This window comes from Brakhagea slesvicensis (assembly GCF_052161625.1).
Taxonomy (GTDB): Bacteria; Planctomycetota; Planctomycetia; order Pirellulales; family Pirellulaceae; genus JBKCUI01.
Genome location: NZ_CP197412.1, coordinates 4190431 through 4216580 on the forward strand (window position 1 = coordinate 4190431; position 26150 = coordinate 4216580).

General features: G+C 54.4%; 21 protein-coding genes. 12 read left to right on the forward strand and 9 right to left on the reverse strand.

The genetic code is table 11. The annotated features are described in order from the left end of the window. Positions 1–26 precede the first annotated feature (26 nt). Together SH467x_RS15875 and SH467x_RS15880 are read left to right on the forward strand one after the other, a co-directional pair. Entirely contained in the window at positions 27–1319 is a 1293-nt protein-coding gene (locus SH467x_RS15875; RefSeq protein ID WP_482368086.1) for a phosphatidate cytidylyltransferase, read from the forward strand. 36 nt (positions 1320–1355) lie between these two features. After that, positions 1356–2132, forward strand: a complete 777-nt coding sequence (locus SH467x_RS15880; protein WP_482368087.1) for a TatD family hydrolase — start codon at positions 1356–1358, stop codon at positions 2130–2132. Positions 2133–2173: 41 nt separating this feature from the next. Here SH467x_RS15880 and SH467x_RS15885 read toward each other — a convergent pair whose 3' ends face one another. Beyond that, positions 2174–3055 (reverse strand): glycosyltransferase family 2 protein, encoded by an 882-nt coding sequence (locus SH467x_RS15885; protein ID WP_482368088.1) that lies wholly within the window; start codon positions 3053–3055, stop codon positions 2174–2176. A 149-nt stretch (positions 3056–3204) separates the two neighbouring features. Beyond that, positions 3205–4131 (reverse strand): ABC transporter ATP-binding protein, encoded by a 927-nt coding sequence (locus SH467x_RS15890; RefSeq protein WP_482371383.1) that lies wholly within the window; start codon positions 4129–4131, stop codon positions 3205–3207. Between the two features lie 1208 nt (positions 4132–5339). On the opposite strand from SH467x_RS15890, the gene SH467x_RS15895 reads away from it, so the two are divergent. Further along, the gene (locus SH467x_RS15895; protein WP_482368089.1) at positions 5340–6359 is read left to right on the forward strand and encodes a sugar phosphate isomerase/epimerase family protein; all 1020 of its coding nucleotides are present in this window, start codon (positions 5340–5342) and stop codon (positions 6357–6359) included. Between the two features lie 65 nt (positions 6360–6424). On the opposite strand, the gene SH467x_RS15900 is transcribed toward SH467x_RS15895, so the two are convergent. Next, entirely contained in the window at positions 6425–7075 is a 651-nt protein-coding gene (locus SH467x_RS15900) for a GltB/FmdC/FwdC-like GXGXG domain-containing protein (protein ID WP_482368090.1), read from the reverse strand. A gap of 56 nt (positions 7076–7131) precedes the next feature. After that, the gene (locus tag SH467x_RS15905) at positions 7132–9732 is read right to left on the reverse strand and encodes an alpha/beta hydrolase-fold protein (protein WP_482371384.1); all 2601 of its coding nucleotides are present in this window, start codon (positions 9730–9732) and stop codon (positions 7132–7134) included. Positions 9733–10100: 368 nt separating this feature from the next. Between SH467x_RS15905 and SH467x_RS15910 the strand changes: the two genes are divergently transcribed. Together SH467x_RS15910 and SH467x_RS15915 are read left to right on the forward strand one after the other, a co-directional pair. Then, a complete protein-coding gene (locus SH467x_RS15910) occupies positions 10101–11195 on the forward strand; it encodes an AAA family ATPase (RefSeq protein ID WP_482368091.1) in 1095 nt (364 codons plus the stop codon). A 5-nt stretch (positions 11196–11200) separates the two neighbouring features. Further along, entirely contained in the window at positions 11201–12634 is a 1434-nt protein-coding gene (locus SH467x_RS15915) for a DUF58 domain-containing protein (RefSeq protein ID WP_482368092.1), read from the forward strand. Here the strand turns inward: SH467x_RS15915 and SH467x_RS15920 are convergent. Beyond that, positions 12631–14847, reverse strand: a complete 2217-nt coding sequence (locus SH467x_RS15920; RefSeq protein ID WP_482368093.1) for a site-2 protease family protein — start codon at positions 14845–14847, stop codon at positions 12631–12633. The two genes, SH467x_RS15915 and SH467x_RS15920, sit on opposite strands and share 4 nt — an antisense overlap. Before the next feature lie 3 nt (positions 14848–14850). Further along, positions 14851–16023 carry a 1-deoxy-D-xylulose-5-phosphate reductoisomerase gene (gene dxr, locus SH467x_RS15925; RefSeq protein WP_482368094.1) on the reverse strand — a complete coding sequence of 391 codons (1173 nt, stop codon included), beginning with the start codon at positions 16021–16023 and terminating at the stop codon, positions 14851–14853. Positions 16024–16242: 219 nt separating this feature from the next. Here dxr and ftsH point away from each other — a divergent pair, with 219 nt between their 5' ends. Further along, entirely contained in the window at positions 16243–18312 is a 2070-nt protein-coding gene (gene ftsH / locus SH467x_RS15930) for an ATP-dependent zinc metalloprotease FtsH (protein WP_482368095.1), read from the forward strand. Between the two features lie 3 nt (positions 18313–18315). Here the strand turns inward: ftsH and SH467x_RS15935 are convergent, their stop codons facing one another. After that, positions 18316–19059, reverse strand: coding sequence for a hypothetical protein (locus tag SH467x_RS15935; protein ID WP_482368096.1), 744 nt, complete (start codon positions 19057–19059; stop codon positions 18316–18318). A 179-nt stretch (positions 19060–19238) separates the two neighbouring features. Here SH467x_RS15935 and pyrH point away from each other — a divergent pair, with 179 nt between their 5' ends. Further along, positions 19239–20024: a UMP kinase gene (gene pyrH / locus SH467x_RS15940; protein WP_482368097.1), complete on the forward strand. Its 786-nt coding sequence runs from the start codon at positions 19239–19241 to the stop codon at positions 20022–20024. A gap of 48 nt (positions 20025–20072) precedes the next feature. Continuing rightward, a complete protein-coding gene (gene frr / locus SH467x_RS15945) occupies positions 20073–20633 on the forward strand; it encodes a ribosome recycling factor (protein WP_482368098.1) in 561 nt (186 codons plus the stop codon). A gap of 12 nt (positions 20634–20645) precedes the next feature. On the opposite strand, the gene SH467x_RS15950 is transcribed toward frr, so the two are convergent. Next, the gene (locus SH467x_RS15950; protein WP_482368099.1) at positions 20646–21287 is read right to left on the reverse strand and encodes a DUF6655 family protein; all 642 of its coding nucleotides are present in this window, start codon (positions 21285–21287) and stop codon (positions 20646–20648) included. 168 nt (positions 21288–21455) lie between these two features. On the opposite strand from SH467x_RS15950, the gene SH467x_RS15955 reads away from it, so the two are divergent. Genes SH467x_RS15955 through SH467x_RS15965 form a run of 3 tightly spaced genes read left to right on the forward strand, consistent with a single transcriptional unit; the run spans position 21456 to position 24666 of the window. Next, positions 21456–22922, forward strand: coding sequence for an oxidoreductase (locus tag SH467x_RS15955; RefSeq protein WP_482368100.1), 1467 nt, complete (start codon positions 21456–21458; stop codon positions 22920–22922). A gap of 34 nt (positions 22923–22956) precedes the next feature. Continuing rightward, positions 22957–23925, forward strand: a complete 969-nt coding sequence (locus SH467x_RS15960) for an aldo/keto reductase (protein WP_482368101.1) — start codon at positions 22957–22959, stop codon at positions 23923–23925. 3 nt (positions 23926–23928) lie between these two features. Continuing rightward, complete coding sequence (locus SH467x_RS15965; protein WP_482368102.1) at positions 23929–24666, forward strand: DUF445 domain-containing protein; 738 nt, start codon at positions 23929–23931, stop codon at positions 24664–24666. Between the two features lie 34 nt (positions 24667–24700). Here SH467x_RS15965 and SH467x_RS15970 read toward each other — a convergent pair whose 3' ends face one another. Next, on the reverse strand, positions 24701–25051 hold the full coding sequence (locus SH467x_RS15970; RefSeq protein WP_482368103.1) for a hypothetical protein: 351 nt from the start codon (positions 25049–25051) through the stop codon (positions 24701–24703). A 329-nt stretch (positions 25052–25380) separates the two neighbouring features. Between SH467x_RS15970 and SH467x_RS15975 the strand changes: the two genes are divergently transcribed. Continuing rightward, positions 25381–26130, forward strand: coding sequence for a glycosyltransferase family 2 protein (locus tag SH467x_RS15975; RefSeq protein ID WP_482368104.1), 750 nt, complete (start codon positions 25381–25383; stop codon positions 26128–26130). Positions 26131–26150 lie beyond the last annotated feature (20 nt).

The following is a 26150-nucleotide window of genomic DNA, read 5'->3' on the forward strand; positions in this document are numbered from 1 at the left end:
TCGCATTCATAAACCGACAGACGCAGATGCTAATTTTTAACTTGGTTTTCGCACAGGATAAAACGCAGAAGAGCGAAGAGGGGACGGAAAGCCCGCTCCCTTCCTCGGAATTGCCGACACCGACTCAGGAATCGGCCCAGGAGCTTGCGCGCGAGCCAACGAAAGCAGCAGAGGAATCGAAAGCCGATAAGGAACCGAAAGCGGCAGACGAATCGAGCGGTAATGAGCCCGAAGGAATGACGAATCCGAACGTCACGCCGATTCAGCGCGAGGTCATTGGGCAGCCAAATCCTGCCGAAAAAGGAGTGGGAAAGGGACCCGTCGAAGCGCTCTGGTTCGACTTCCCCACGATCATGCTCGCGACGGTGGTGCTGGTCGTCTTAGGCATCGCATCTTCGGTAGCCCACTACCTAACGCGCACTCCGAACCCACTCATCAATCCGGCGTTGGTGCAGCGATTTGTTCATCGCTTGTGGGCTTGGTGGCTTATGTTTGCCATCCTGATCGCGGGCCTCTTCATGCACCGAATCGGGACAATCATCTTGTTTGGTTTAGTCTCGTTTTGGGCTTTTCGAGAATTTATCACCATGACGCCGACGCGCCGCGGCGACCATCGGGCGTTATTTTGGAGTCTGGTGGTTTTCACACCGCTTCAATATGTATTGATCGCGATTTCGCACTGGGATATCCGGCCGGGAGAGTCGATCGATTTGTACGATATCTATAGCATCATGATCCCAGTTTATGCCTCTCTTTTTATCCCGGCCCGCATCGCGATGGCAGGTGATCACAAGAGATTTCTGGAGCGTTCTGCCCAGATCCAGGCAGGGTTGCTGATATGCGTGTATTGCTTGTCGTTTGCTCCCGCATTGCTCGATCTCAAGCTGTCGACGAGCGATGGTGAACCATGGAACGGAAGCAACGCGGGATTGCTCTTCTTCTTCATCTTGATTTCGCAAATCTCTGATGTGTTCCAATGGACTTGGAGTCTTATCAAAGGGAACAGGATCGTTGCGAAAGATGTGAGTAGTTCACGGACTTGGGAGGGGCTGATGGGTGGTTCCCTTTCAACTGGGATCGTCGGTGCACTTCTTTTTTGGGTCACTCCGTTTACGCCTTGGCAAGCCGCTTCGATGGCGATCGTGGTCGCTTGGCTCGGATTCGCCGGCGGGATGACGATGAGCGCGATCAAGCGGGATCGTGGAGTGCACGACTACGGGTCGTTGGTGCTCGGACACGCTGGTGTTCTGGATCGGATCGATACACTCTGCTTCTCCGCTCCGATTTTCTACCATCTGACTCGATTCTTTTTTGTCTAATGCATCTGTTTCTTTCACGGTCGGACAGAGGTGGCGATGGGATGGTTTGATACGCATGCGCATCTCGCGGAGCCAACCTTGCGAGGCCAACTCGAAGACGTACTGCAGCGGGCGCAGTCGAATGGTTTGGAGGGCATTCTCTGCGTGGCCGTGGATGGCGAAACCTCCGTGGAGTGCTTGGCAATCGCACAAACCCATCCGATGATTCGATGCAGCGCCGGGATTCATCCGAACTATGCGCACCAAGCGAAGCCCGAAGATTGGGAGCGTATCGAATCCCTCACTGCGGAGCCGCTCGTCGTCGCATTAGGCGAAACAGGACTCGACAAATATTGGGACGATTGCCCATTCGCAATCCAGCAGGCAAACTTTGAATCCCATTGGCAATTGAGCCGACGGACAGGATTACCCGTGATCATCCACATGCGGGAGTGTGAACAAGAAATGCTCACGGCTTTGAGGGCTGAATATGCCTACGGTAGATTGAACGGTGTGATGCACTCATTCGCGGGATCTTTGGCTGCTGCGATGCAATGCTTGGAGATGGGACTCTTTATCAGCTTCGCAGGTATGCTGACCTACAAAAAGTCGCAGGAATTGCGAGAGGTTGCGAAACAGATCCCCGTCGAGTGCTTGTTGCTCGAAACCGACTCACCCTATTTGAGTCCAGAACCCCATCGTTCGAAACGGCCCAATGAACCAAGCTGGTTGGTGCACACCGCGAAGGTGCTCGCGGAAGCCAAGTCGCTCGATCTGTCGGAACTGCGCGCTATCACGGCGTCCAACAGCAAGCGTCTATTTTCCCGTTGGTAGCCGGCCACTGGGTAGCTTGACTGGGGAGCTCGATTGGGTCGCTATCCAAATCGATAACGAATGATGCACCAGAGCGCATTGAACAGATCGCGAACGCCGATCTTTTTTCCTTCGTCCCAGGACCGAGGTTGATAGCGAATCGGAACCTCGCGAATGGCTATGCCGCGCCGAGCAAGCTTGGCAGTGATTTCGGGTTCGAATCCAAAACGGCGTTGCTCGATGTGGATCGATTGCAACAAGTCTCGCCGAAATGCCTTATAGCAAGTCTCCATATCGGTCAGATTCTGGCCGCTGGCAATATTGCTCAGACCAGTCAGAACGCGATTTCCCAATCGATGGATCCACGAGTCGTGATGACTTTCTGGGGAGAGATAACGTGAACCATAGACGACGGTCGCGTCCCCATTTTGGATCGGAGCGATGACCTGCATGATCTGCTCCGGCTCGTATTCCAAGTCCGCGTCTTGGACAATCACGATCTCCCCGCGAGCGGCGGCGAATCCGGTCTGGATGGCCGCCCCTTTGCCTTGATTGATCGAGTGGAAGATCGGTTCGATTGGGAAACGATCGGCCAAGTCGCGGATGAGTTGCTGAGTACCGTCGAGGCTGCCGTCGTCGACAACGATCACTTGCTTCGTGATTGGTAATCGACAGACTCGCTCCACGATTTCACTCAACGTCGCCAGTTCGTTAAACGCCGGTATCACGACCGTCAGCTGCGGGGTGTCCACGGATGAAGTCGGACCACTCGCATGCGATTCGGCGGCTTCACTAAGAAGGAGTTCCGTGCTTTCGATTTGCCGCAACAGACGATCTTCGGACTCTCCCAACGCTCGAGATCCAGACTGAGCTTGCGATGGTTTTATTCGCAGAGTGTCTGCATTGGATTCCGAATCTAGAGCGGGCCCAGATTGACGTGGCATGCAAAGTTCTCGGTGCGCGAGGTAAAAAGAGATCGTCGGTATGTGGAAGATCGGTTGGTTTTCTCGCTGAACAAAACAGAATCGCACCAAATGCTGGCAATTGACTGCACCGAGGAGGGGAATCGTGCGGATCGTATCGAGTTTGCGGTTTAAGCGACGAGTCCCTTGGTCACCAACATGAAGACATCTTCGAGCGTCGGATCTTTGTCGTTGAACGACTTCATCTTCACACCACCATGAACAAGTCGTGTAAGAATATCGGCAAGTCCGGCATCGTCGGTTTCGAACTCAGCAGTCGCGCGATTGCCATCGATGTCGATGCCTCGGAGCGTCGGCTCGCTGCGAAGAATCGACAGCCCTGCATCTTGATTCTCAAGAAATCGAACTTCGACAATCCGGTTTCGACGGATCTTGCGATAGACCGATTCAATGGGACCGTGCATCAAGAGTTGGCCTCGCTCGATGATGCCGATGGAAGTGCAGCAGTCTGCTAACTCGCTCAAGATGTGGCTGCTGATCAAAATCGTTTTCCCCATCTTTCTCAGTTCCCGAAGCAGCGCTTTGACTTCAATGCGAGCGCGGGGATCCAAACCGCTGGTCGGTTCGTCCAAGATTAAAACGGGGGGATCATGCACCAATGTCTTCGCGAGGCAGAGACGTTGCTTCATCCCTCGCGATAGACCGTTGACGTAGTCGTCGCGTTTGTGCGTGAGATCAAGCAACTCCAGTACATCGCCGATCACCTGTTTGCGTTGTGTGCGTCCAATCTTGTACGCGACGGCAAAAAAATCGAGAAACTCCCAAACTTTCATGCCGTCGTAAACACCGAAGTCATCGGGCATGTAGCCGATACTTCGGCGAACATCCATCGGGTTTTTATTGACGCTAAAGCCATTGATGGAGCCATCGCCACGAGTTGGTTTCAGCAGCGTTGCCAGGAATCGAATCGACGTGCTCTTGCCAGCGCCGTTGGGACCAATGAATCCAAAGAGTTCCCCTGCGTCGATCTTCATCGTGATCGAATCGACCGCTCGAAACTCTCCGTAATCTTTTCCAAAATCGTGCAGCTCAATCATGGCGTCGCTATGTACAAGACTTCGATCTGTGATGCGGTGCTCGCGAATTCCATTCCCTTCGCGTACCACCGCGAACAGTATAGCTGTTTCCGAATTTGCTGCGGCTTGAATCTCTCCCCAAGGCGCAAAGAAAAGAGAGGGGTTGCACTCCGTTTGTGTTCCCTTTGCGATCTTCGCGCCTTTGCGAGAGACTTCTTGGTTTGGGACTGGTGGGAGGTTGCGCGCCACGGCGCTAAGGCGCCAAGGATGGGAGAGGGAGTGAAGGAGGGGATTCAATGGTTTAAGGTCCGTTTTGGGATTGGTATCGGATCACTTTTCGCAGTCCGTCATCCTCCATCATCGTCTCTCTTCATCACCTGATCATCTACTGTGTTCCCTTTGCGATCTTCGCGCCTTTGCAAGAGACTTCTTGGTTTGGGACTGGTGGGAGGTTGCGCGCCACGGCGCTAAGGCGCCAAGGATAGGGAGGGAGTGAAGGAGGGGATTCAACGGGTTAAGGTCCGTTTTGGGATTGGTATCGGATCACTTTTCGCAGTCCGTCATCCTCCATCATCGTCTCTCTTCATCACCTGATCATCTACTGTGTTCCCTTTGCGATCTTCGCGCCTTTGCGAGAGACTTCTTGGTTTGGGACTGGTGGGAGGTTGCGCGCCACGGCGCTAAGGCGCCAAGGATGGGAGAGGGAGTGAAGGAGGGGATTCAATGGGTTAAGGTCCGTTTTGGGATTGGTATCGGATCACTTTTCGCAGTCCGTCATCCTCCATCATCGTCTCTCTTCATCACCTGATCATCTACTGTGTTCCCTTTGCGATCTTCGCGCCTTTGCGAGAGACTTCCTGGTTTGGGACTGGTGGGAGGTTGCGCGCCACGGCGCTAAGGCGCCAAGGATGGGAGAGGGAGTGAAGGAGGGGATTCAACGGGTTAAGGTCCGTTTTGGGATTGGTATCGGATCACTTTTCGCAGTCCGTCATCCTCCACCATCCTCTCTCTTCATCACCTGATCATCTACTGTGTTCCCTTTGCGATCTTCGCGCCTTTGCGAGAGACTTCTTGGTTTGGGACTGGTAAGAAGTTGCGAGCCAAGGCGCAATTGCATCTGAGCCGGACCACGACATCGAACAAACGAAGTAGAATCCAGTCGAGGTAGACTCAGATGGTCCGCTTCCCCTGCTTGTCACTCCTTCCTTCTCTACGAGAGAAAAAGCACCATGCATCCGCAAGATCCCGTATCGATTCCCCGCCGGGAAGCGTTGCTCGCAACGATGGCCGGAATTGGATTGTCTTCGCTTGCTTTTGAGCCTGTTCATGCATCCCCTGCAGTTGCACCCGCGGCGGAGGATGCTAGGCGTTCATCCCCCAAGCGATACAAGATGAAGAAGTCGATCAATCTTTGGGCCTTCCCTTACCCTCAGCGAATGAATCTCCGCGAGTGCATGCAGTTGGCGAAAGATGCAGGCTTCGATGGGATCGAACTCAATTACGATTTAGAAAACGATCTTTCACCGAAGGGAACTGCCAAGGAGTTCGCGGCGATCCGACGCATGGCGGATGAGATTGGCATTGCAATCAGCGGTCTCTGTTCCTTTCTTTTCTGGCCCTATCCCTTGTCATCGAACGATCCTGCGAAACGCAATAGAGGGATCGAACTTGCTGGGATGATTGCTCAAGCCGCAGCGGACATGGGTGTGGAAAATGTATTGGTGGTCCCAGGCGCCGTTCATATCCCATGGCGCGACGATCATGAACCTGTTCCAAATGACGTGTGCGATGAACGAGCGAAAAATGCGATAGGCCAATTGGTCAAGCAAGCAGAGAGAACAAAAACGTATTTGAACATGGAGAACATCTTCTTCAACGGTTACTTGATGACCCCCATGGAGATGAATCAATTCGTCGATAGTTTCGGTAGCCCCTATGTCCAAGTGCATTTCGATACAGGCAATATCTCCATGTTCCAGCACGCCGAGCATTGGGCTCAAATCCTGGGCAAGCGAACCAAAAACGTCCATCTGAAGGAGTTCACGAAGAAAGGGACCGACTATTCGCTCGAGACATTTCGCCCCTTGTTGGACGGAACGACCAACTGGCCTGCTGTGACCGACGCGTTGGAGAAAGTCGGCTACGAGGGGTATCTCACTTTTGAGTATTTCCATCCCTACCAACACTATCCCGAGGCGCTCATTTGGCAAACCTCCGATTCGCTCGATCGCATCTTGGGCAGGAAGTAGTGTGCAGGAGGAATGGGTGCTTCGACGCAATACCACTCCCCAGTAGGCTTGAGTGGGCTGACTGTTTAATGGGCTGGCCGAAAGACTTTAAATTCTTTACCGGTCGCATTGACTCCTGCTTTGAGCATGAGAAGTCCAATTTTGAGTTTATCCGGCTCTCGCATGCGAACTTCCTCGATGTCCGAGCTGATCGATTGGACTTCCCCGCGCACGTAAATGATGCCCCCTCTCATTCCCTTGCCCATTTCCTCGCCGACGTTCCCACCGATCACGATCGATCCGCTTTGCATTCCGAGCCCGCAAAACGAGCCCGCGTTCCCACGTATGACAACGTCGGCACCTTGCATACCCAACGCGACGCGTGCGCCGGCGTTTCCGTAGACGGAGACAAGCCCCCCTTGACCGAGCGACGCCAATCCTGACCCTGCATCGCCATGGACGAATAAGGCGCCAGAATGGATCGAATGGGCCAAGTAGTCACCTGCGTTCCCCTCGATGATTCCTTCAGATTCTCCGAAGGACATGAAGCAAAAGTCGCCAACGCTTCCTGCGACCTTCAAATGCCCACGCAGCCGATAGCCGCTGAGCAGATAGGGCTGGGCGGTCTTCCCATGGATTTCAACCTCATGCTCCTGCTCGCGGTCCAAATTCCGCAACGCATCGCGCGTTGGCTCGGCGCCTTGGGGGGAGATTTCTAAGCGTACGGTTGCAGGCACGATCAAGGTCTCGGAGGAGCGAATACGAAAGATGGATGAACGGCAATTCGTTTCCGCTATTCCAACGTCAAGGGTCGTCGGAGGATTGTGCTTCCATTGGTGATGAATAGCCAATTGCCTGTAGGACCACCTAAGGCGCAACTGGTGAGTGGCGCGTCTTGAATCGGCTTGGGCAAGACACCGCACAAGCGTCCAGTGGGGTCAAAGATTTGAACTCCCAAGTTCGAAGTAACGTAGTAGCGACCGACTCGATCGACAGCCATCCCGTCTCCACCTGTCGCGGGGAGGTAGGGAGGAGGTTCATTGAATGCAAAGTCTCCCTTGGAATCGATCGGTGCTCGAAGCTCCATGACAGGCATCTTGCTATCGATGTCCCCATTGGCTAACAACCGGTACATCCAAACTGTTTTGCCACCATATTCGGAAACGGCGAGCGTTCCTCCATCTGGAGAGACAGCGATTCCGTTGGGGCGATTGATACCCGTATCTGCAATCGAAACCTTACCGGTGGTCAGTTCGATTTTTGTAATCCGACCTTCCTTTGTTTCGGTGATATACGCGAAGCCATTGGAAGCGATTGCCAAGTCATTGGGTGTTACCTCGGTTGCGACCACCGAGACTTGCCCATTGGTTGGATCGATGGAAACCAAGCGGTTCTTGGAGCCTTGGCAGCCGTAGAGCTTTCCGTCTGGGGCGAATTCCAATCCGCTGACTGCTTCCTTGGCAATCAGTTCTTGCTCTCCGTTTCCGCTTCGAACGCGATAGATCGCGGGAGCTCGCATATCGGAGTAGTAAAAGTTCCCTTGTTGGTCGACGCAGGGAGCGTCGGCGAATCCAAGATCTTTTGCGACCACTTCCCACCCGCGATTGGGATCCAGGAGTTTGAGAAGAGTGAGGTCACCCTTGAGATCGTCTTTTGTATTCCAATTGGGTTCATGCTTATCTTTGCGCCACAACCATCGGAGCGCGTCGGGAAACAGCATTCCTCCATGGTCGGCATTGTGGCCGAAGCCCTCTGCCCAATCCAACCGAACATCGTATCCCATGTAGGCCAGTGCAGAGTGCATCAATTTGTTCGAAAGTGGCCAGTTGCCAAACGGGTTGTCGAGATCGCCACTGGTATCAGCGAGGTAGACGCGAATTGGTTTGGGTTCGGTTTTGCGAATAAGCGAAGGATAGACGTTTCCACCTCGAAGATTCGTGAAGCTACCGATAGTGGAGAGAACTTTTCGGAATTGGTCAGGGCGTTCCCAAGCCACGGTAAACGAGCAAATGCCGCCGGAGCTGGCGCCGCAGATCGCACGCATTTCAGGATCCTTGGACAGCGCGTACTTCGCTTCTACCTGAGGGAGAATTTCCGTCAGCAGGAACTGAGCGTAGCGGTCACCCAAACTATCGTATTCGTAGCCGCGGTTCGAAGCTCGCCAAGGTGAGTCGGGCTTCGCGCGTCGCGAGTCGTGACCTGGATTGATAAAGACGGCGATCGTGGGTGGCATTTCCCCTTTGGCGATCAGATTGTCGAAGACCACTGGAACGCGCCAGCGTCCTTTGGTGTCCATGTAGCTGTGGCCGTCTTGAAAAACCATCACCGCCGAGGGTACATCCGGTTTGACCTGCGCCGGGACATAAATCGCCCAATCTCGCACCGTGTTTTCGAAAATCTTTGATTCGAACGACGGGAATTTTTCCATGGTTCCCGTAGGTACTTTGTCGTTGACGACAGCGTCAGGATGGGGCTCCCACTTTGTTTTCTCTGGTGCAGCCGTTGGTTCGTTGGCACCCGTCTCGGTCTTGGGGGAGATCGACTCCGACCAGAGCCATCGCAGGGCTTCCGGTAGTTCTTTGCCGGCCCAATTTCCGCTATGTCCACCTTCCGTCATTACCAATCGGTGTTCGTAGCCTGCGAATTGCAAGGCCGCGGCCAAATCTTGATTGGCCAAGGGCCAGTTTCCGAACAGATTATTGAGATCGTCTTTGCCTTCCTGAAGATAGACCTTGATCGGCTTGGGATTGCGTTTGCTTTTGCGGACCAGGCCTGGGTAGGCCCATCCTCCCCGTATATTGGTGTAACTACCAATGTGGCTGAGAACTTTCCCAAATTGGTCCGGGCGTTCCCAAGCGACGGTGAAGGCAGCGATGCCTCCCGAAGAGATACCGCCGATGGCCCGCTCCTTGGGATCGTTGCTGACGTTGAGATCCTTGAGCGCGACCGGGAGCAACTCGTCGACTAAAAAGCGTGCATATCGATCTCCCATCGAGTCGTATTCAAAGGAACGCGTGCTTCGATCTTTCGCATTTGGCAAAGCTCCTTTCACCGTCCCGGGGGACACAAAGACGGCAATCGTGACCGGCATGGCCTTTTGGTGGATCAAATTATCGAAGACGACAGGGACGCGAAACGGGCCATCGGGATTCGCGTAGTTCTGTCCATCTTGAAAGACCATTAACGCAGCGGCCTTGGATGGGTCGTATTGCTTCGGAATGTAAACGCTGAAGTCGCGCTGTGTGCCGGGATAAATTTCGCTCGTCTCGAAGACACCTTTCTTCACTTCACCGGCAGGGACGTCTTGTTGCCGCACGCGATCGGGATGTTCCGACTCTTTCGAGGATTGCGCTAGGACCGGCAACGTTGTGGTGCTGAATCCCCACACCAACATTCCTATCAACCATAGAGTCAGCCCGATGCGATGGAGCATCGTTCGGGCCTGGGGATGCGAATGCGGCGCGCGGTGATCGCGATACGAAATGGAGAGGTGATTCATGGCAGCGACAGGAACGGAGAGAGGATGGATCTCAGAACGGAATCGGGAGGCTCGCGACGAGAACAATGATTTGAAGCACAGTATACCCTGTTGCATACCATGTTGCTTTCGTGTCGTTGGAGGTGAAGGGCATTTTTACGGTCCATCCGGCATTACTGTGTGGCGAAGGCTCTTCACTTTTTTTATCGAGGGCACTGCCCCTCGCACGAAAGCTCCGGTTATCATTGGGGCGTTCTTCTAAAAGCCCCTGCCCAACGGTTACTATGAGTCAAAGCCATTCCGATTCGCAATCTGTTTCCCATCCAGGTGAATCTGTTCCTATCGCAGCTGCCAGTGGCGAGCCAGCCCGCGCGGCCGCTTCGCCCAGCCAGCTCGCTTCGCCCGCTCCGATTCCTGCGATCCCGATGACGCCAACGCAAACGCTTTTTGAAGAGGCGATGGCGGAAATCAGCAAGATTTTCGTAGGGCAAGAGGAGCTTGTAACGGTCTCGCTTGTCGCGTTGTTTTCCGGCGGGCATGTTTTGATCGAAGGGGTACCGGGGCTTGGAAAGACCCTCTTTGTCCGGACATTGGGGCGAGTCCTCGGTTGTCAGTTCGGCCGGATCCAGTTCACTGCGGATTTGATGCCCTCCGATATCACCGGTGCTCCGATATTGGATTTGAAGACCCAGGACTTTCGATTCCGTCCAGGTCCGGTCTTCACGCAGTTCTTGCTGGCGGATGAAATCAACCGTTCCCCTGCAAAAACGCATGCTGCTCTTCTGGAGATCATGCAAGAGTATCGGGTGACGATCGATGGAGTTAGCCATCCGGTCCCAAGACCCTTCCTAGTCATGGCGACTCAAAACCCGATTGAAAGCGAAGGGACTTACTCCCTACCGGAAGCGCAGCTCGATCGGTTCATGTTTAAAGCGATTGTCTCCTACCCCGGAGAAGCCGAGGAAGCTCGGATTTTGGACCTGCATTCGCGGCAAGTCGATTTAGGAGCGGTACTCCGAGAGGAGGTGCGGCAAGTCACTAACGCGGAGACGATTCTCCAGATCATGAAAGCCAACTCCGAAGTTCGCATCGAGCCCAAGCTGCTTGCCTACATCAACCGCATCGTCCGTTCCACCAGGAGTTGGCCGACTTTTCACATGGGTGCATCGCCGCGAGCAGGGTTGGCGATCGTTCAAGGAGCGAGGACGCTCGCTGCGTTTCGAGGTCGCAATTATGCAGTCCCCGATGATGTGGTCGAGATCGCTATCCCGGCGTTACGTCATCGCGTGGTGATGAGTGCGGAAGCCGAAGTGGAGGGATTGCTAGTCGATTCCGAACTCAGCTCTCTCTTGCGCGGAATCGAAGTTCCCAGGTTGTAGATCCCGTGGACCAGACAATCGACGCTCAACAACTCTACGACTCTGTCGGTTCCTATTTGTTTTGGGCACCTTGGATCGGACTCGCTTTGCTCCTTTTGCCCTTGTTGGTCTTGGCATGGGGCTGGCGAATTTTCCCGACCTTGCGTTGGTTGTGGTTTCTCATCCCCTTGTCCTTTGCGACTGTTCTGGTCGCGATCGATCCCCTCTATCGCCACTTTATTGTCGTCCTGGATTTAGTTGCGATCGCTTTGGTGGTATTGGATCTGTTGACAATCACAAGCCAGAGCGGGATTCGGGTCGAGCGTCAAATGGTACGGAGCGCGTCGCTCGGCGGGACGCATCCCGTGAAATTGCTCGTAGAGAACCGAAGCGATCGTAGGAAGCGGATCGCGTTGCGAGACGATCTCCCCAGCGAACTCCGAGCGCAGCCGGAAGTCCACCGATTCAGCCTGGATTCTCGAAAGCGAACGGAAATCGATTACAAGCTGACACCCAAGCGACGAGGTACCTATCGATTTGAGTTCGTCTACTTTCAGTTGCTGAGTCGATTTGGATTGTGGACGCGCAATCTTCGCAAACCTCTGCCGGGCGATCTGCATGTTTACCCGGACATGAAACAGTTGACGGAGTACGCGATCCTGGCACGCACCAATCGATTGAGTCTTATCGGAGTCCGAAAGACACGAAAGGCGGGGCAGGATAACAATTTCGAAAGATTGAGAGATTACACCCAAGACGACAATTACAAACACATCGATTGGAGGTCAACCGCCCGACGGAACAAGCTCACTGTCAAGCAATTCCAGACCGACCAAAGCCAGCGCATCGTGTTCTTGGTGGATTGCGGAAGGCTGATGACTGCGGAATATCGAGGCCTGAGTTTGCTCGACTATGCGCTGAACTCCATGCTGATGCTCAGTTACGTCGCGTTGCACCAGGGCGACTCCGTTGGGTTGATGTGCTTTTCCGATCGGATGGAGTCCTACGTGCCCGTTCGTGGGGGAGCGTCGCAAATGAATCGATTGCTTCACGCCAGCTTCGATCGCTTTCCTTCCCTTCTGCAGACCAACTACAACGAAGCTTTTCTGCACTTTTCCAAAACGTGTCGGAAACGATCGCTTGTCGTATTGTTGACCAGCGTGATCGACGATGTTTCTGCGGCGCAGATCACAGGTTATCTCACAACCCTCCGTGGAAAGCACTTGCCGCTACTCTGTTTGCTTCGTGACCGAGCGGTCTTCGAGTACGCCGACAATCCAAATTTGGACGATTCCGTGTTGTACCGAAGCGCCGCAGCCGCACAGCTACTGATCTGGCGAAACGATGTGATTCAAAAGATTCAGAATGCAGGGATCCTTGCGGTCGATGCGTTCCCTGATGCTCTCACGTCACCTCTGGTGAATCAGTATCTCGAAGTCAAAGCGAAGCACTTGCTCTAGCCTCGATAGAACCGGGAGATGTTGATGTAGTCGTTGAAGACCACCGCCAGCATCAAGCAGAGCAATCCGAGCACACCCGCTAACCGAAGCTTCCCTTCAAGTTCTTCATCGACAGGTTTCCCTCGGATCGCTTCCGCGATGAGAAAGACCATGTGACCGCCATCCAGAGCTGGGATGGGTAGGAAATTGATAATGGCCAAGTTCGCGCTGAGGAGCGTCAGGAACATCAGCAAAGGAGAGATGCCGCGGGACGCCGCATCGGTCGCTTCCATGGCGATCGCTCCGGGACCGCCGACCGCACGGAACGGGAGTTTTCCACGAACGAGAAGTTCTAAAAACTCGAGAACGTTGCCACCTCGTCGAACAATTTCATGGACCCCCAAACCCATCGCATCTGCGACCGAGTCGACTTGATGCGTCCTCTTGAGCGAGGTGAACTGTAGACCGCGATCGGGCCAATGGAGGGTTGGGTGTTTCGCGACGGTGACATTGCATCGATCGACCTTGCCGTCTCGTTCGAAATGAAGCTCTGTCGAAAGACCCGTGCGCATCATTTGCAAGGTCCCGATCCAATATTGCATGTTTCGGCCGCGGTCAACCAACTGAGCCTTTTTCAGCGATTCCGCCCCAAGGAGAACATTCTTAAAGTACTGCAGCTCCTCTTCTGTTTCTGGGCTGAATCGAATTTGCGTGATCACATCGTTGGTCAGAAGTCCGGCTTTTTCTGCAGGCATGCCAGGTTCGATTCGGCCGATCACATTGCTGACGCCGTAGACGATCCCCGTACCGGGGATTTCCAGTCCGGTGGGACCGAACATGGCATCGGCGAACGGGACAGGAAACGCGTCGGGGAGTTGCCATTCGAACTTTTTCTTTTCACCAGTAGCATCTGCGAATTCGAGGGTTGCCGTTTTTCCGAATTTCGAGCTCAGTTTCAAGAGCAACGCGAATGCGTCGTCGATCGGTTCCCCATCGCACGAGACCAATTTCATTCCTTCATCGATTCCGGCGTGGAAGCCCAATGAGTTTTCACGAACGGCGACAACTGGGGTCGGGAGGAATCCTGCTCCAAACGATTTCATGGCGACAGGAGGAGAGGGGACATCGATGGGCTCGCGTTCTTCGCTCTTTTTATCCTCTGGGTTTTTCAGTCGCATCACATTGAGGGTGACCGTCTCGTTGTGTCTTGGTTCCAGTCGCTTGTCCAATTCATAGCCGAGCGGTTCTGGAGCGTAACGGGATACAGGGAGAGTTTCGCCGTTGACACCGACGACGATGTCACCCGGTTGGAGATTGGGCAAGCTCGAGGCTTCGTAACTTGGGTCCTCGGTGTATTGCTTGGAAACAGGATTCGTTCTCGACAAGGTAGTGATGAATGTCGATCGCATACCGAGACTAAGGATCTGAATACCGCGTGACGGGTCGGAGTGATGGGTGGTACCGACTACCGAAAATTCTTTGGTTTCCCCATTTCGATCGACTCCGATAGCCACTGGTTTGGAGGCATCGCGAAGACCTGCGAAAACGATGGACTGCTGCATATCGCGGAAGGAGAGCTCGTCATTTTCGTTCTTGTTGACCTTTACAAATCGATCGCCGGGCTCCAAGCCTGCGTGCCAAGCTGGATCGCCGGGGAAGACCGTCCCAATTACCGCCGCGTCGTAGGGAACCCCGACGTAGAACGCGATAGCAGCCATGAAGACACCGGTGATCAAGTTCATTACCACACCAGCGCTAATAATCACCATCCTTGCGTAAACGCTCTTGGCGGCATAGGAGCGTGGATTGAGCTTCGGTGCACCGTCTGGTCCGACGCCTTCGCGGCTTCGGGCTGCTTCGGCGGCAGAGTTACGAGGGTCGTCGTCCTGCCCCAGCATCTTCACGTAGCCCCCCAACGGGATCACTCCAATTCCGTATTCGGTTTCACCCCACTGGAAATGAAAAAGCTTCGACGGGAGTTTAATCGGACCGATTTGGAGAGGGGGGTCAAAGCCGACGTAGAACTTGTCGCATTGAACACCAAATGTTTTTGCTGCCAGGAAGTGTCCAAGCTCGTGAACAAAGATCACAAAGCCTAGTCCGAGGGCGACCAGCATGATGTTGTAAAGGAACGTCCCCCACGACTCGACCAACGTCGGTTCCGCGGCGAAAATCGGCTGCGTCCAGTTCAGCAGGTGGATGAGGGAGTCGCTGGCAATCAGGAAGTCTGTCATGAATCAAGTTATCCAACGTTGGACTTCGAGCCGGCTCCAGCGATCCAATTCCAGGAGTTCGCTGAGGCTCGGTGAAGGTGAGTAGTGATGATGGTGAAGGATCGATTTACAAATCTTAGCAATATCAGTCAGTCGAATTCTACGTTCTAAGAACAGCTCGACGCAGGCTTCATTGGCGGCATTGAGAACAGCACCGCAGGATCCCCCTCGAGAAGCGACTTCAAATCCCAATTGCAAGCAGGGATATCGCTCGGGATCGACCGGTTTCCAGCTTAGCTGGCATTCGTTGCTCCAGTCGAACGCAGGGGAGGAAGCAGGGGCTCGTTGGGGATATGTCAGGGCGTATTGAATGGGGAGTCGCATATCAGGGGGGCTGAGCTGGGCGATTACCGAAGCATCCCGAAACTCAACCATCGAATGGATAATGGACTGCGAATGGATCACGACATGGATTTGATCTGGAGTCAAATCGAACAACCATTTGGCTTCGATCACCTCGAGAGCCTTGTTCATCATCGTGGCGGAATCGACGGTGATCTTTCGGCCCATCTGCCAAGTGGGGTGCATCAAGGCGTCTTCTACGGTCGCCTGCTCCAGTTTATCCAAGGGCCAATCCCGAAGGGGGCCGCCGCTCGCGGTCAGAATGACTCGCTTCAATTCGTTTGGGGAGCATCGGGTTTGCAAGCACTGAAAGATCGCGCTGTGCTCGCTGTCCACGGGCAATACCTCTGCCCCGGTCGCTTTGGCCGTCCCCATGATAAGGGACCCGGCGACGACCAGTGATTCCTTGTTCGCCAGCGCCAAGCGTTTTCCTAATTCGACAGTTCGCAGAGCGCTTTGCAATCCAGCCACTCCCACGATCGCGGCCACGACCATGTCGATCTCTGGCCGACTGACGATAGCAGTCACCGCATCGGAACCGAGGAATCGCCGCGTGCTGGGGGAGCGAGGATTGGTCTTGGATTGCCAATCCTTCGATGCGGATGAGTTGCATTGTGTCACTACCGCATAGAGAGGCTGGCTCTGTTCGATTTGAGATTCGAAAAGGTCCAGTTGGGAGTGGCACGAAATCGCGGCGGTGCGGTGGGTTTCCGGAAGGCGATCCAAGACATCCAACGCAGCCCGACCGATGCTGCCGGTGGAGCCGAGAACGGCAACATTGCGAATTTGGCCCACCGCAAACTACTCCATTTATCGGGAGTCCATCCCTCGAACGCACAATCAGCAGAGTCGTTTTATCCGTCGCAAAACGTTCCCGCCAATGGATTTAACGCTCGGATTCTAGGGAGAAGTCAGGAAAACCTCAACGCCAAACCCTGCCCAGACCTACCCCGCGGCGCATAATTACTCCGTTTCCTAACCGCGCCATCCCGTACTCCATCTCAGATCCTTCGCATGAGCAGCCCTCAAAAACCGGAGAAGAAACCGACCTCATCTGCCAATGGGACACCTCCCCAGAGCCCTTGGTTGATGTACACCCTTCTGGCGATCCTGTTCTTGTTCGGCGCGATCACCTTGGTCACGAACTCGATGATCCGGGCAGTTCGTTATCCTGACTTGATTGCGCTCATCGAAAACACGCGTTACCAGACCCGCGGTTCCACCGAATTGGTCGACGAGGCGAGCGGCGAGCTGGAGCTCTCAACCGGCCTGAGCAAAGTCAAAGTGAAGAATCTTCGCGACGTGCAAGTCGACGAGAAGTCGGTTACCGGCACTGTCGATTGGATTCCTATCGATAAAGACGGCGTCGAGGGGGCTGTCCAATCCAAAGTCCGCTTCCAGTCGGTCAAAGACAATTCGGAATTCACGAACAAGCAACTGAGGGAGAAACTGGACCGCGCCAACATCCCGTGGTCGAATGCTCCTGGGGCGAGCATGCTATCGCAGTCTCTCATGTTCTTCGTCCTCCCACTTCTCGTCGTTTCCGCCATCTTCTTTTTCGTCATGCGGCGGCTTGGGGGCATCAATTCCCCGATGCAATTTGGGCGATCGAGAGGCCGCATGTATGTTCAAGAAGATATCGGCGTCACCTTCGACGACGTGGCTGGGATCGATGAAGCCGTCGAGGAAGTACGGGAAGTCGTCGACTTCCTCAAGCATCCCGAGAAATATCAAAAGCTGGGTGGTCGCATTCCGCGTGGTGTCCTGTTGGTCGGACCTCCAGGCACGGGAAAAACACTTTTGGCGAAAGCGATCGCCGGGGAAGCCGGGGTCCCCTTCTTCTCCCTCTCCGGTTCCGACTTTGTGGAGATGTTTGTAGGTGTCGGCGCAGCCCGCGTGCGCGACATGTTTCAACAAGCGACCGCGAAGGCTCCTTCGATCATTTTCATCGACGAACTCGACGCTTTGGGCAAGAGTCGTGCTGGGAATGTCCCAGGTTCGCATGACGAGCGCGAGCAAACCCTCAACGCATTGCTCGTTGAGATGGATGGATTCGATGCCAATGCAGGGGTCATTGTTATGGCCGCAACCAACCGACCTGAAACATTGGATCCAGCCTTGTTGCGAGCCGGGAGATTCGATCGCAACGTGTTGGTCGACCGGCCGGACAAGCAGGGACGGGAAGATATTCTCAAAGTTCACGTGAAGAGCGTAAAGCTCGGCACGGATGTCGAATTGCGACAAGTCGCTGCGATCACCCCTGGATTCGTCGGAGCGGATCTTGCAAATCTGGTCAACGAAGCCGCTTTGCTCGCTGCCCGCAAAGGAAAAGAAAAAGTAGAGCAACAGGAGTTCAACGACGGTGTGGAACGGGTCACTGCGGGGCTCGAAAAGAAGAAGCGAATCATGGGAGAAGAAGAGAAACGCCGTGTCGCTTACCACGAAGCGGGTCATGCTCTCGTCGCCTACTCACTCCCTAATACCGATCCTGTTCACAAAGTCTCGATTATTCCTCGCGGTATCGCTGCTCTCGGGTACACGATGCAACGACCTGAAGGGGATCGCTACTTGGTTACGCAAGCCGAATTGGAATCGCAGATGCAGGTTCTGGTCGCTGGAACCATCACCGAGGAAATCGTCTTCCGCGATATCAGCACCGGGGCGCAAAACGATTTAGAAAGAGCGACCCAGATCGCGCGCGGGATGGTGATGGAATACGGGATGAGCCGCATGGGGAGGATCAACTACCGCGAAGGGAATCGCTCCCCTTTCTTGGCCGCCTCTTCGGGGGAATCCTTTGGACGTGAGTATTCGGAGCAAACGGCGCGGGAGATCGATCAGGAAGTCAAACGCTTGATCGATGAAGCCATTCAACGGGCCCGTGGAATTCTCACCGAACGACGTGCCTCTCTCGAAGCGTTGGCGTTGAGACTGATCGAGGTGGAAGTCATCGAGTCCGAAGAACTGAAGCGGATTATCGATTCCACCAGCGCGGGTCCTCGTGTGGTACCGGGAACATCTACGAATATTCCCAAGCCGACGACCCCGACGTTGCCCCCCAATCGCTTGGCCGGCGAAGCCTAAACGTTATTTCGGTAGCTTTGGAACCGATGGCAGGCCATAGGGATTTTTCGCGGCTCCTCCCGAAAGGGGTTCCGCGATCTCCGCACCGGCTGTGAGGGCGAGGAGGATCGTGATCCCCAGATAAAGCGCGTAATGGAGCAAGCTTTGGCCGAACTCCATTTCCAAGCTCGCGAGGGAGGCAAACGCTCCGACCCCAAGCATGATCGCCAGAAAAATCGCGAACGAAATTCCATCTACTTGTGCGAGCGATTTATTTCCAAGGTAAAAGGCTAGCCCCCAATAGAGCCCCCAGGTCAAGGCAAAGAATGCAGAACAAGCTCCCAATCGGATTGCAAGTTCTTTTCCGAAGTAGCCACCCAGCTCGTCGTCTCGGAGAAATGCGTACCCCGCCCAAGCGACAGGGTAGGACAAGCTGACTACGCCGAGGGCCAAATACCACCATGGAACCACATCGAATGCAAAACGAGCTGAGATCGCGGCGATGATGGTGACCACGGCAAGTCCGGAGGTGATCATCAGCTGCCAATTGGTCAGCTCGAATTCTTTTCGCTTGATCGGCTTGAGAACCGAGACCCCTTTGGAGTCCTTCGGGCCTGCTAGTTCCGGCGCGTGGATAACAACTTCTTGGGCCTTGTCCGGAACGACAATTTCTTTTTTGCATTTGGGGCATGGCCCCTTCTTGCCAGCGTATTTGTCACTGACCGAAAAACGTGCGTAGCAGCCGGGACAAGTAACTTGGATTGGCATTGATTTGATGGATTTCGCTATGGTGATGGACGAGAAAGCAGCCGAGAGAGAGGCGCATCGGCTCCGCCGGCGGACATTCTAAACAAAGTTGGGGCGACGGGAGCCCGGCTCGTTAGAACAGCAAATTCTAGTTATCATACGCGTTTGCGAAATTGTTTTCGAACTTTAGTTTGGTGACCATGCAATCCGAAACCCCTGAGAAAAATCCTCCAACCTACCGCCGCGTGATCCTCAAACTCAGCGGCGAAAGCCTTGCTCATTCCGGCGAGCGAGGAATCAGCATGGACGAAGTAACGGCCATCGCCAAGCAGATCAAAGCGGCCCATGCGCTCGGCTGTCAAATCGCAGTTGTGGTGGGTGGAGGAAACATCCTCCGCGGCGCGCAATTCAAAGGGACCAGCGGAGAGATGATCCAAGAGGCGACCGCCCACTACATGGGGATGCTCGCCACCGTCATCAATGCACTTGCCATGCAAGATGCGTTGGAGAATATTGGCTGCGCGACGCGTGTTATGTCCGCCATCAAAATGGATGGCGTAGCGGAACCCTTCATTCGCCGACGCGCGATTCGTCATTTGGAGAAAGGGCGCATTGTCATCTTGGCTGCTGGCACCGGAGCTCCTTTCGTCACAACCGATACTTGCGCTGCCAACCGTGGGCTCGAGCTCGATGCCGACATTGTGCTCAAGGCGACGCGGGTCGATGGCGTTTACAGCGATGATCCAGAAAAGAATCCCCACGCGATCCTCTACCGCGAATTGGATTACGATGTCGTCATCGAAAAGAACTTGAAAGTCATGGATTCGACCGCCATCGCGCAATGCCGAACCCATAAACTTCCGATCCTTGTTTTCAACTTCAAGAAAGATGGAAACATTGTGAAGGCCGTCAGCGGGCAAAAGGTCGGGACGCGTATCAGCCCCCGCAGTGCGAGCGGCGAACGCATCTTGGTCAACGCAACTTGATTTCACTACCTGAATCTGTCATCCCCAATCGAAACTGGAGTTATCGAAATGAGTGTTGAAGACATCATGTTGGACGCCGAAGAACGCATGGAGAAAGCGCTCGGTGTTCTCAAAAACAACTTGGCTGGGATCCGCACCGGTCGAGCTACCCCAGGTTTGCTCGACTCGGTCAAAGTCACAGTGTATGGGTCTGCGACCCCTCTCAAACAGTTGGCGAGCGTGGGGGCTCCGGAGCCTCAGCAGTTGGTGATACGCCCCTTTGATCCGAGCACGATCAAAGACATCGAAAAGGCGATCGTCGCGAGCGAACTTGGCCTCAATCCGCAAAACGACGGCCGAATCATCCGAATCAACATTCCACCTCTCAGCACCGACGTGCGCAAGAAGCTCGTCGCGCGGATCAAGGATCTATCGGAAGAGTCCAAAGTCTCGATTCGCAACGTTCGACGTGATGCGAACAAGGCGGTGGAGACCGAGGAAAAAGATAAGTTGATCAGCGAAGATGATCGAGACAAGGCCAAGGAAGACATTCAAGAGCTTACGAAGAAATACGAGAACTCCGTCGGCGAGCTGGCCAAGTCTCGCGAAGCCGAAGTCATGAACGAGTAGTCGGCGAGCGATCTAACGTTGTGCTGTTCTCGCCGTGGGCGGAGGGGTGGGAATCATCAACCCGTCCGCTTGATGGGTGTTGGCCTTGATCTGTTCGGCGACGCTCCCGGATAAAACAGGGCCTGCACCGAGCATGGACCAATGTTGGTGATCGCTCCGTGCCAAGGCGAATCCTGTGTTGATGACCGGCTGTTTGGTCTTCATGTCGGTCGCCAGCACAGAGAGTTTCGCCGTCCCCATCGCTTTGTTCCGTTCATAGAAGTTGATTTTAGGAATCCTCCCCATCACACCGAGGGGGATTTCGGGGGTCCCAACGACCGTTTCGGTCCGATCGGTTCCGACACCTCCCGATGCCACTTCGACCACGACGTCCGCATCCTCTGCTTTGTCTGCTAATGTGCACTGCGACGCGAGTAATCGCGATTTGGTAGCCAGGATGATGTAGTTCTTGTCGACGCAGTCCAGCAGCTCTGTTTTGAGGTGCACTTTCGCCCCGGCGATCGGTCGGAAATCTACTTTGTCGAGGGATCGGTCGACTGCGTTGCTAATCAGGAGCTGCTCCAGCCCAGTCCGCGATGTGTCGGATTGTTTCATCGTCGAGCATCCAACAGTGGCTGCAGACAATAGTACAATCCAGAGCGTAGAGTTTTTCATAAGTTTATGCCGCTTTGACAAGGATCGGCCCGATCGATGAACGGATTGCCTCTTACCGAACCTGCAGAGGGATCTCAAAATCGGGCTCTTGTGTCAAGAGAGCTCTCGAATCGCTGGCAAATACGTTATCTTTCCCTCTTTCTTTTCTCCGCATAAGTCCATCCCCTTATGACGCTCACCAAACTGACCAAACTCACATCGCTCGACGGGGTCGCCGGCTTTCGAGCCCATACTCAGTCATTGGGAATCGCCATCGGAATCGACGAGGCATTGGCACCCTCCTCGCAATCCCCCCTCCAGAAACCGGTCGCTTGGAACGGAAGAACGATCGGCAATCGGATTGCGATCCAGCCGATGGAAGGATGGGACGGGACCACCTCGGGAGGCGTCACTCCCCCGATGCTCCGGCGCTGGGAGCGATTTGGTGAAAGCGGTGCCAAGCTCATTTGGGGAGGGGAAGCGATGGCGGTTCGCCCTGACGGTCGCGCCAACCCGAATCAATTGATTCTTTCGGAAGAAAACGCGGGGGCGATCAGTGCGCTGCGCGAAAGGTTGATTCAGTCGCATCAAGCCCACCACGGGCGAACGGATGATTTGATCATTGGTTTCCAGCTCACTCACTCCGGTCGATTCTGCCGCCCCAATGACAAAAAGAAATGGGAGCCACGCGTCGCCTTTCGCCATCCACTGCTCGATCCCAAGTTCAGCGTTACCAGCGATGAAATGGTTTGGACCGATGAGCAGTTAGAGGAGTTGATCGGAAACTATGCCGAGGCGGCGAGATTGGCGAAACATGCGGGAGCGGACTTCGTCGATATCAAGTCTTGTCATGGCTACCTCCTGCACGAGTTTCTCAGCGCTCGATCGAGACCAGGACGATTTGGTGGGGACTACGAAGGAAGAACGCGATTGTTGTTTTCCATCGTTCGCGCCGTACAATCTGCTGCACCTGGGTTGGGAATAGGCGTCCGGCTGAGCGCCTACGACACCGTTCCCTTTCAACCCAATCCAGAGACCGCAGAGCCGGGCAAGCAGGGGCAGGGCATGCCCATGCCCCACGAGCATTTGCTCCCCTATGCGTATGGTTTCGGATTGAATCCGGATCGACCTCTCGAAATGGACTTGACCGAGACACATCGTTTGCTGGGAGACTTGCAGGTGCTTGGCGTTTCGATGATCAATCTCTCGGCCGGGAGCCCTTATTACACGCCTCACCTGTTGCGTCCTGCTGCGTACCCCCCCTCGGATGGTTATCAGCCTCACGAAGACCCCTTGATCTCGGTAGCAAAGCATTTGCAGGCTACTGCCGAATTAAAGAAAGCGCACCCGCAGTTGCTCATAGTTGGTTCGGGCTATTCCTACTTGCAGGAGTTTCTCCCCAACGTCGCGCAGCATCAGGTAGCCCAGGGTAACGTCGACTTCATAGGAATGGGTCGGATGGTGCTATCCTATCCCAAGCAAATCGTGGATGCGGTCGAGCGGGGAACCAGTGAGCGAAAGTTGGTGTGTCGGACATTCTCCGATTGCACCACAGCGCCTCGCAATGGCCTTCCCTCCGGTTGCTATCCCCTAGATGAGTACTACAAGAAATCGGAAGACGCCAAGCGTCTGAAAGAAATCAAAGCCAATCTCTAATCTTTCTATTCACGTTCGACGGGAACTCAGGCTGATGCAAACGCGTAAACTAGGTCAGACCGAATACCATCTACCTATCCTTGGATTTGGAGCGTCCTCGATCGGTGCCGAGTTTGGTCAGCGAGATTGGTCAGCATCGTTGGATGCTGTCCGAACCGCGATCGAGCTTGGTCTCAGTTTCATAGACACCGCGGCCTATTACGGTCGCGGGATGAGTGAAATATTGCTTGGGCAAATCCTGCACGAGTATCCTCGTGAGTCGCTGGTCGTCAGCACGAAGCTTGGACGATACGCCCCGCATCACTTTGACTTTTCCGCGAAACGGGTCGCAGAAAGCGTCGATGTGTCGTTGGAGCGGATGCGTTTAGACTATTTGGACATCGTCTTCTGCCACGACATCGAGTACGGGGATGTCACCCAAGTGATTGAGGAAACATTGCCCGCGCTCGCGCTGCAGCGGGCCAAAGGCAAAGTGAGGTGTGTTGGGGTGAGCGGTTATCCGATGCGCAATTTTGAGAGGGTCATTCCCACCGGGTTGGTCGATTGCGTGATCACATACAATCACTACACGCTCCAAAACGACATGGCGACTCGATTGATTCCTTTGGCAGAAAAGCATGGCGTCGGTTTGATCAATGCGGCTCCCTTTTCAGCCCGGCTCTTGACCCATATGCCCCTGCCGCCTTGGCATAAAGCAACGCCGGAGGTTAGGAATGTGGCGGCTCAAGCGGCGCAGTATTGCCAAGATCATGGGACATCCATCGAGAAGCTTGCTCTCCAGTACTCGATTCAGAACCCCGCCTTTGCCAGTTGCTTGGTCGGGAGCGCACGAAGCGAAGAGATCAAGCAACTCGTGCGATGGATGGGGGAGTCGGTCGATTGGGAGTTGATTGGAAAAGTCAAAGAGATACTCAAACCGATTCACAATTGGTATTACATCGAAGGGCGCCCCGAGAACAATGACCTGAATTGGCCCACCTCCACTCAATGGCAAGACGCATAAAGCATGGAGATCAATAAGAGTCTTCTCACCAATCTTGTTTCCGTCGGCTTAGCGGTCGGTGGATTCCTCATCCCGTCGGAGAATCCCCTGGCCGGTCCGATTCGCGATATCGGACTGTATGCTACTTCGGGTGCGATCACCAATTGGATCGCGATCTATATGCTGTTCGAAAAGGTGCCGGGACTCTATGGTTCTGGCGTGATCCCCAACCGGTTTGAGGAATTCAAATCGGGGATTCGGACGATGGTCATGCAGCAATTCTTCAATCGGGAAAACGTATCTCAGTTCTTTCAGTCGCAACAAAAGAGCATGGATTGGGAGCTGGATCCGAATCCCATCCTCGACGTGATCGATTACGACGCGATGTTTGCAAAATTGCAAGATGCGGTGATGAAATCTCCACTTGGCGGGATGCTAGCCATGTTCGGCGGGCCCAAAGCATTGGAAGGAATGCGGGCACCGTTTCAGGCGAACATGGAGGAGGAGCTGCGAAAGCTCATCGTTTCTCCCAAGCTTCATGAAGCCTTGCAGAAGTCGGTGAAGGCGCGCGACCTGACCGACGATATTCTCGACAAGGTGCATCAAATCGTTTCAAAGAGGCTGGACGAGCTTACGCCAGCCATGGTGAAACAGATTGTGCAAGACATGATCCGACAGCATCTCGGATGGTTGGTCGTTTGGGGAGGCGTGTTTGGAGGCCTTATTGGGCTGGCTGCCAGCCTTTTAAGTCTCGTAGCGTAGGAGGTCGCAAATTCGTGCCCAAGGTCGGCTTGGATCAAACCGCGATCGGTTCTTCGGTTTGCGAAGCCGTCTCGCAGGGCGTGGCTGTCGACTTGGCGTAGCCGAGTGCACGGATCACTTCGAGGATTTCGCTGCAAGTGGGGAACATACGGCCGCTGGTCCGTTTGTACTGCTCCAAAGCCTTCATAAACTCGACTTCGTCATTGGAGTAGTCCCGTTCACAGGTCGTCGGGTCGATCTGGCGTCGTCGCTGGACCTTGGTCTTCTTCTTTTCTTGGGCAATGATGGCTTTGAGTTGCTGTTCGTCTGCAGTGCCGGTTCGGCGATCTTTGGAGCGACGGTCGACAGTGACGATGTGAGAACCAGCCTTTTCTTCGCGTGCCATGACTTGTACCTGATGAGCAAACTAGAGTAAGTGGAGCAATCCGCAAGCTTTTTCAGCCCAGAAGACTTTACCCCACCCCACTTCTTGAGCTGGAAAACTGCAGTGTTTTTCCGGTTTGCGAAGACTTTTAGGGGGAAGATGTGCTGTTTATGCCATCTGTAGTGGTCGTCCGTGTTACGCAGGCCTGCTGGCGCACCGGGGGGGCCGGTCTGGAAAAGTTGACCCCGCTTGGTGGCCATCTACAATGCCGTGATGCCCAACAGCGACGACGGTAGCGTAATCCTCGGTTTCTGTTGGTAGGTTCAGCTCTGGCGAATGGATAATCCGAAATGACTGGCGAATGGTTAGCAGCGTTACCGGTCTACAATGAAGTCGGTTATGTGGACGGGGTCCTCGACGAAGTGATCAAGTACGCACCGAACGTCTTGGCCGTAAACGATGGTTCTTCAGATGGCACGCGCGAGATCCTCGATAAACGCACCGATATTACGGTAATCCACCACGAGAAAAACCGGGGCTACGGAGCGGCGTTGCGGACCGCCTTCCAATACGCCATCGACGAGGGCTACGAAGTGTTGGTGACTTTGGATTGCGATGGTCAGCATCAGCCTATGCGGATTCCTCGCTTCGTATCGGCTTGCAAAAGCGCCGACATTGTTTCCGGTTCTCGATATCTCAAGCAGTACGACGGAGACAGCGTTCCGCCAGCGCAGCGGCTCTTCATCAACAAACAGATAACCCGCACGATCAACGATCTATTTCATTGGAATCTCACCGACACATTCTGCGGTTTCAAGGCATATCGGGTCGATGCGTTGAAGCAACTTGATATCACGGTCGATGGATATGCGATGCCTCTGGAACTGTGGACGCAGGCTGCCATGGTCGGGCTGTCCATACTCGAGGTTCCGGTCCCACTGATTTATCTCGACGAGACGCGATCCTTTGGTGGCTCGTTGGATGATGGTGCTGTGCGACTCGCTTACTACAATCAAGTCATCGAGGAGAGCATACGATCCATGGAAGCGAAGGGATATTCGTTGCCGTCTCCACCCATCAATTGTTGCGGCGAGTGTTAGAACAAACGCTCGTTGAAAAT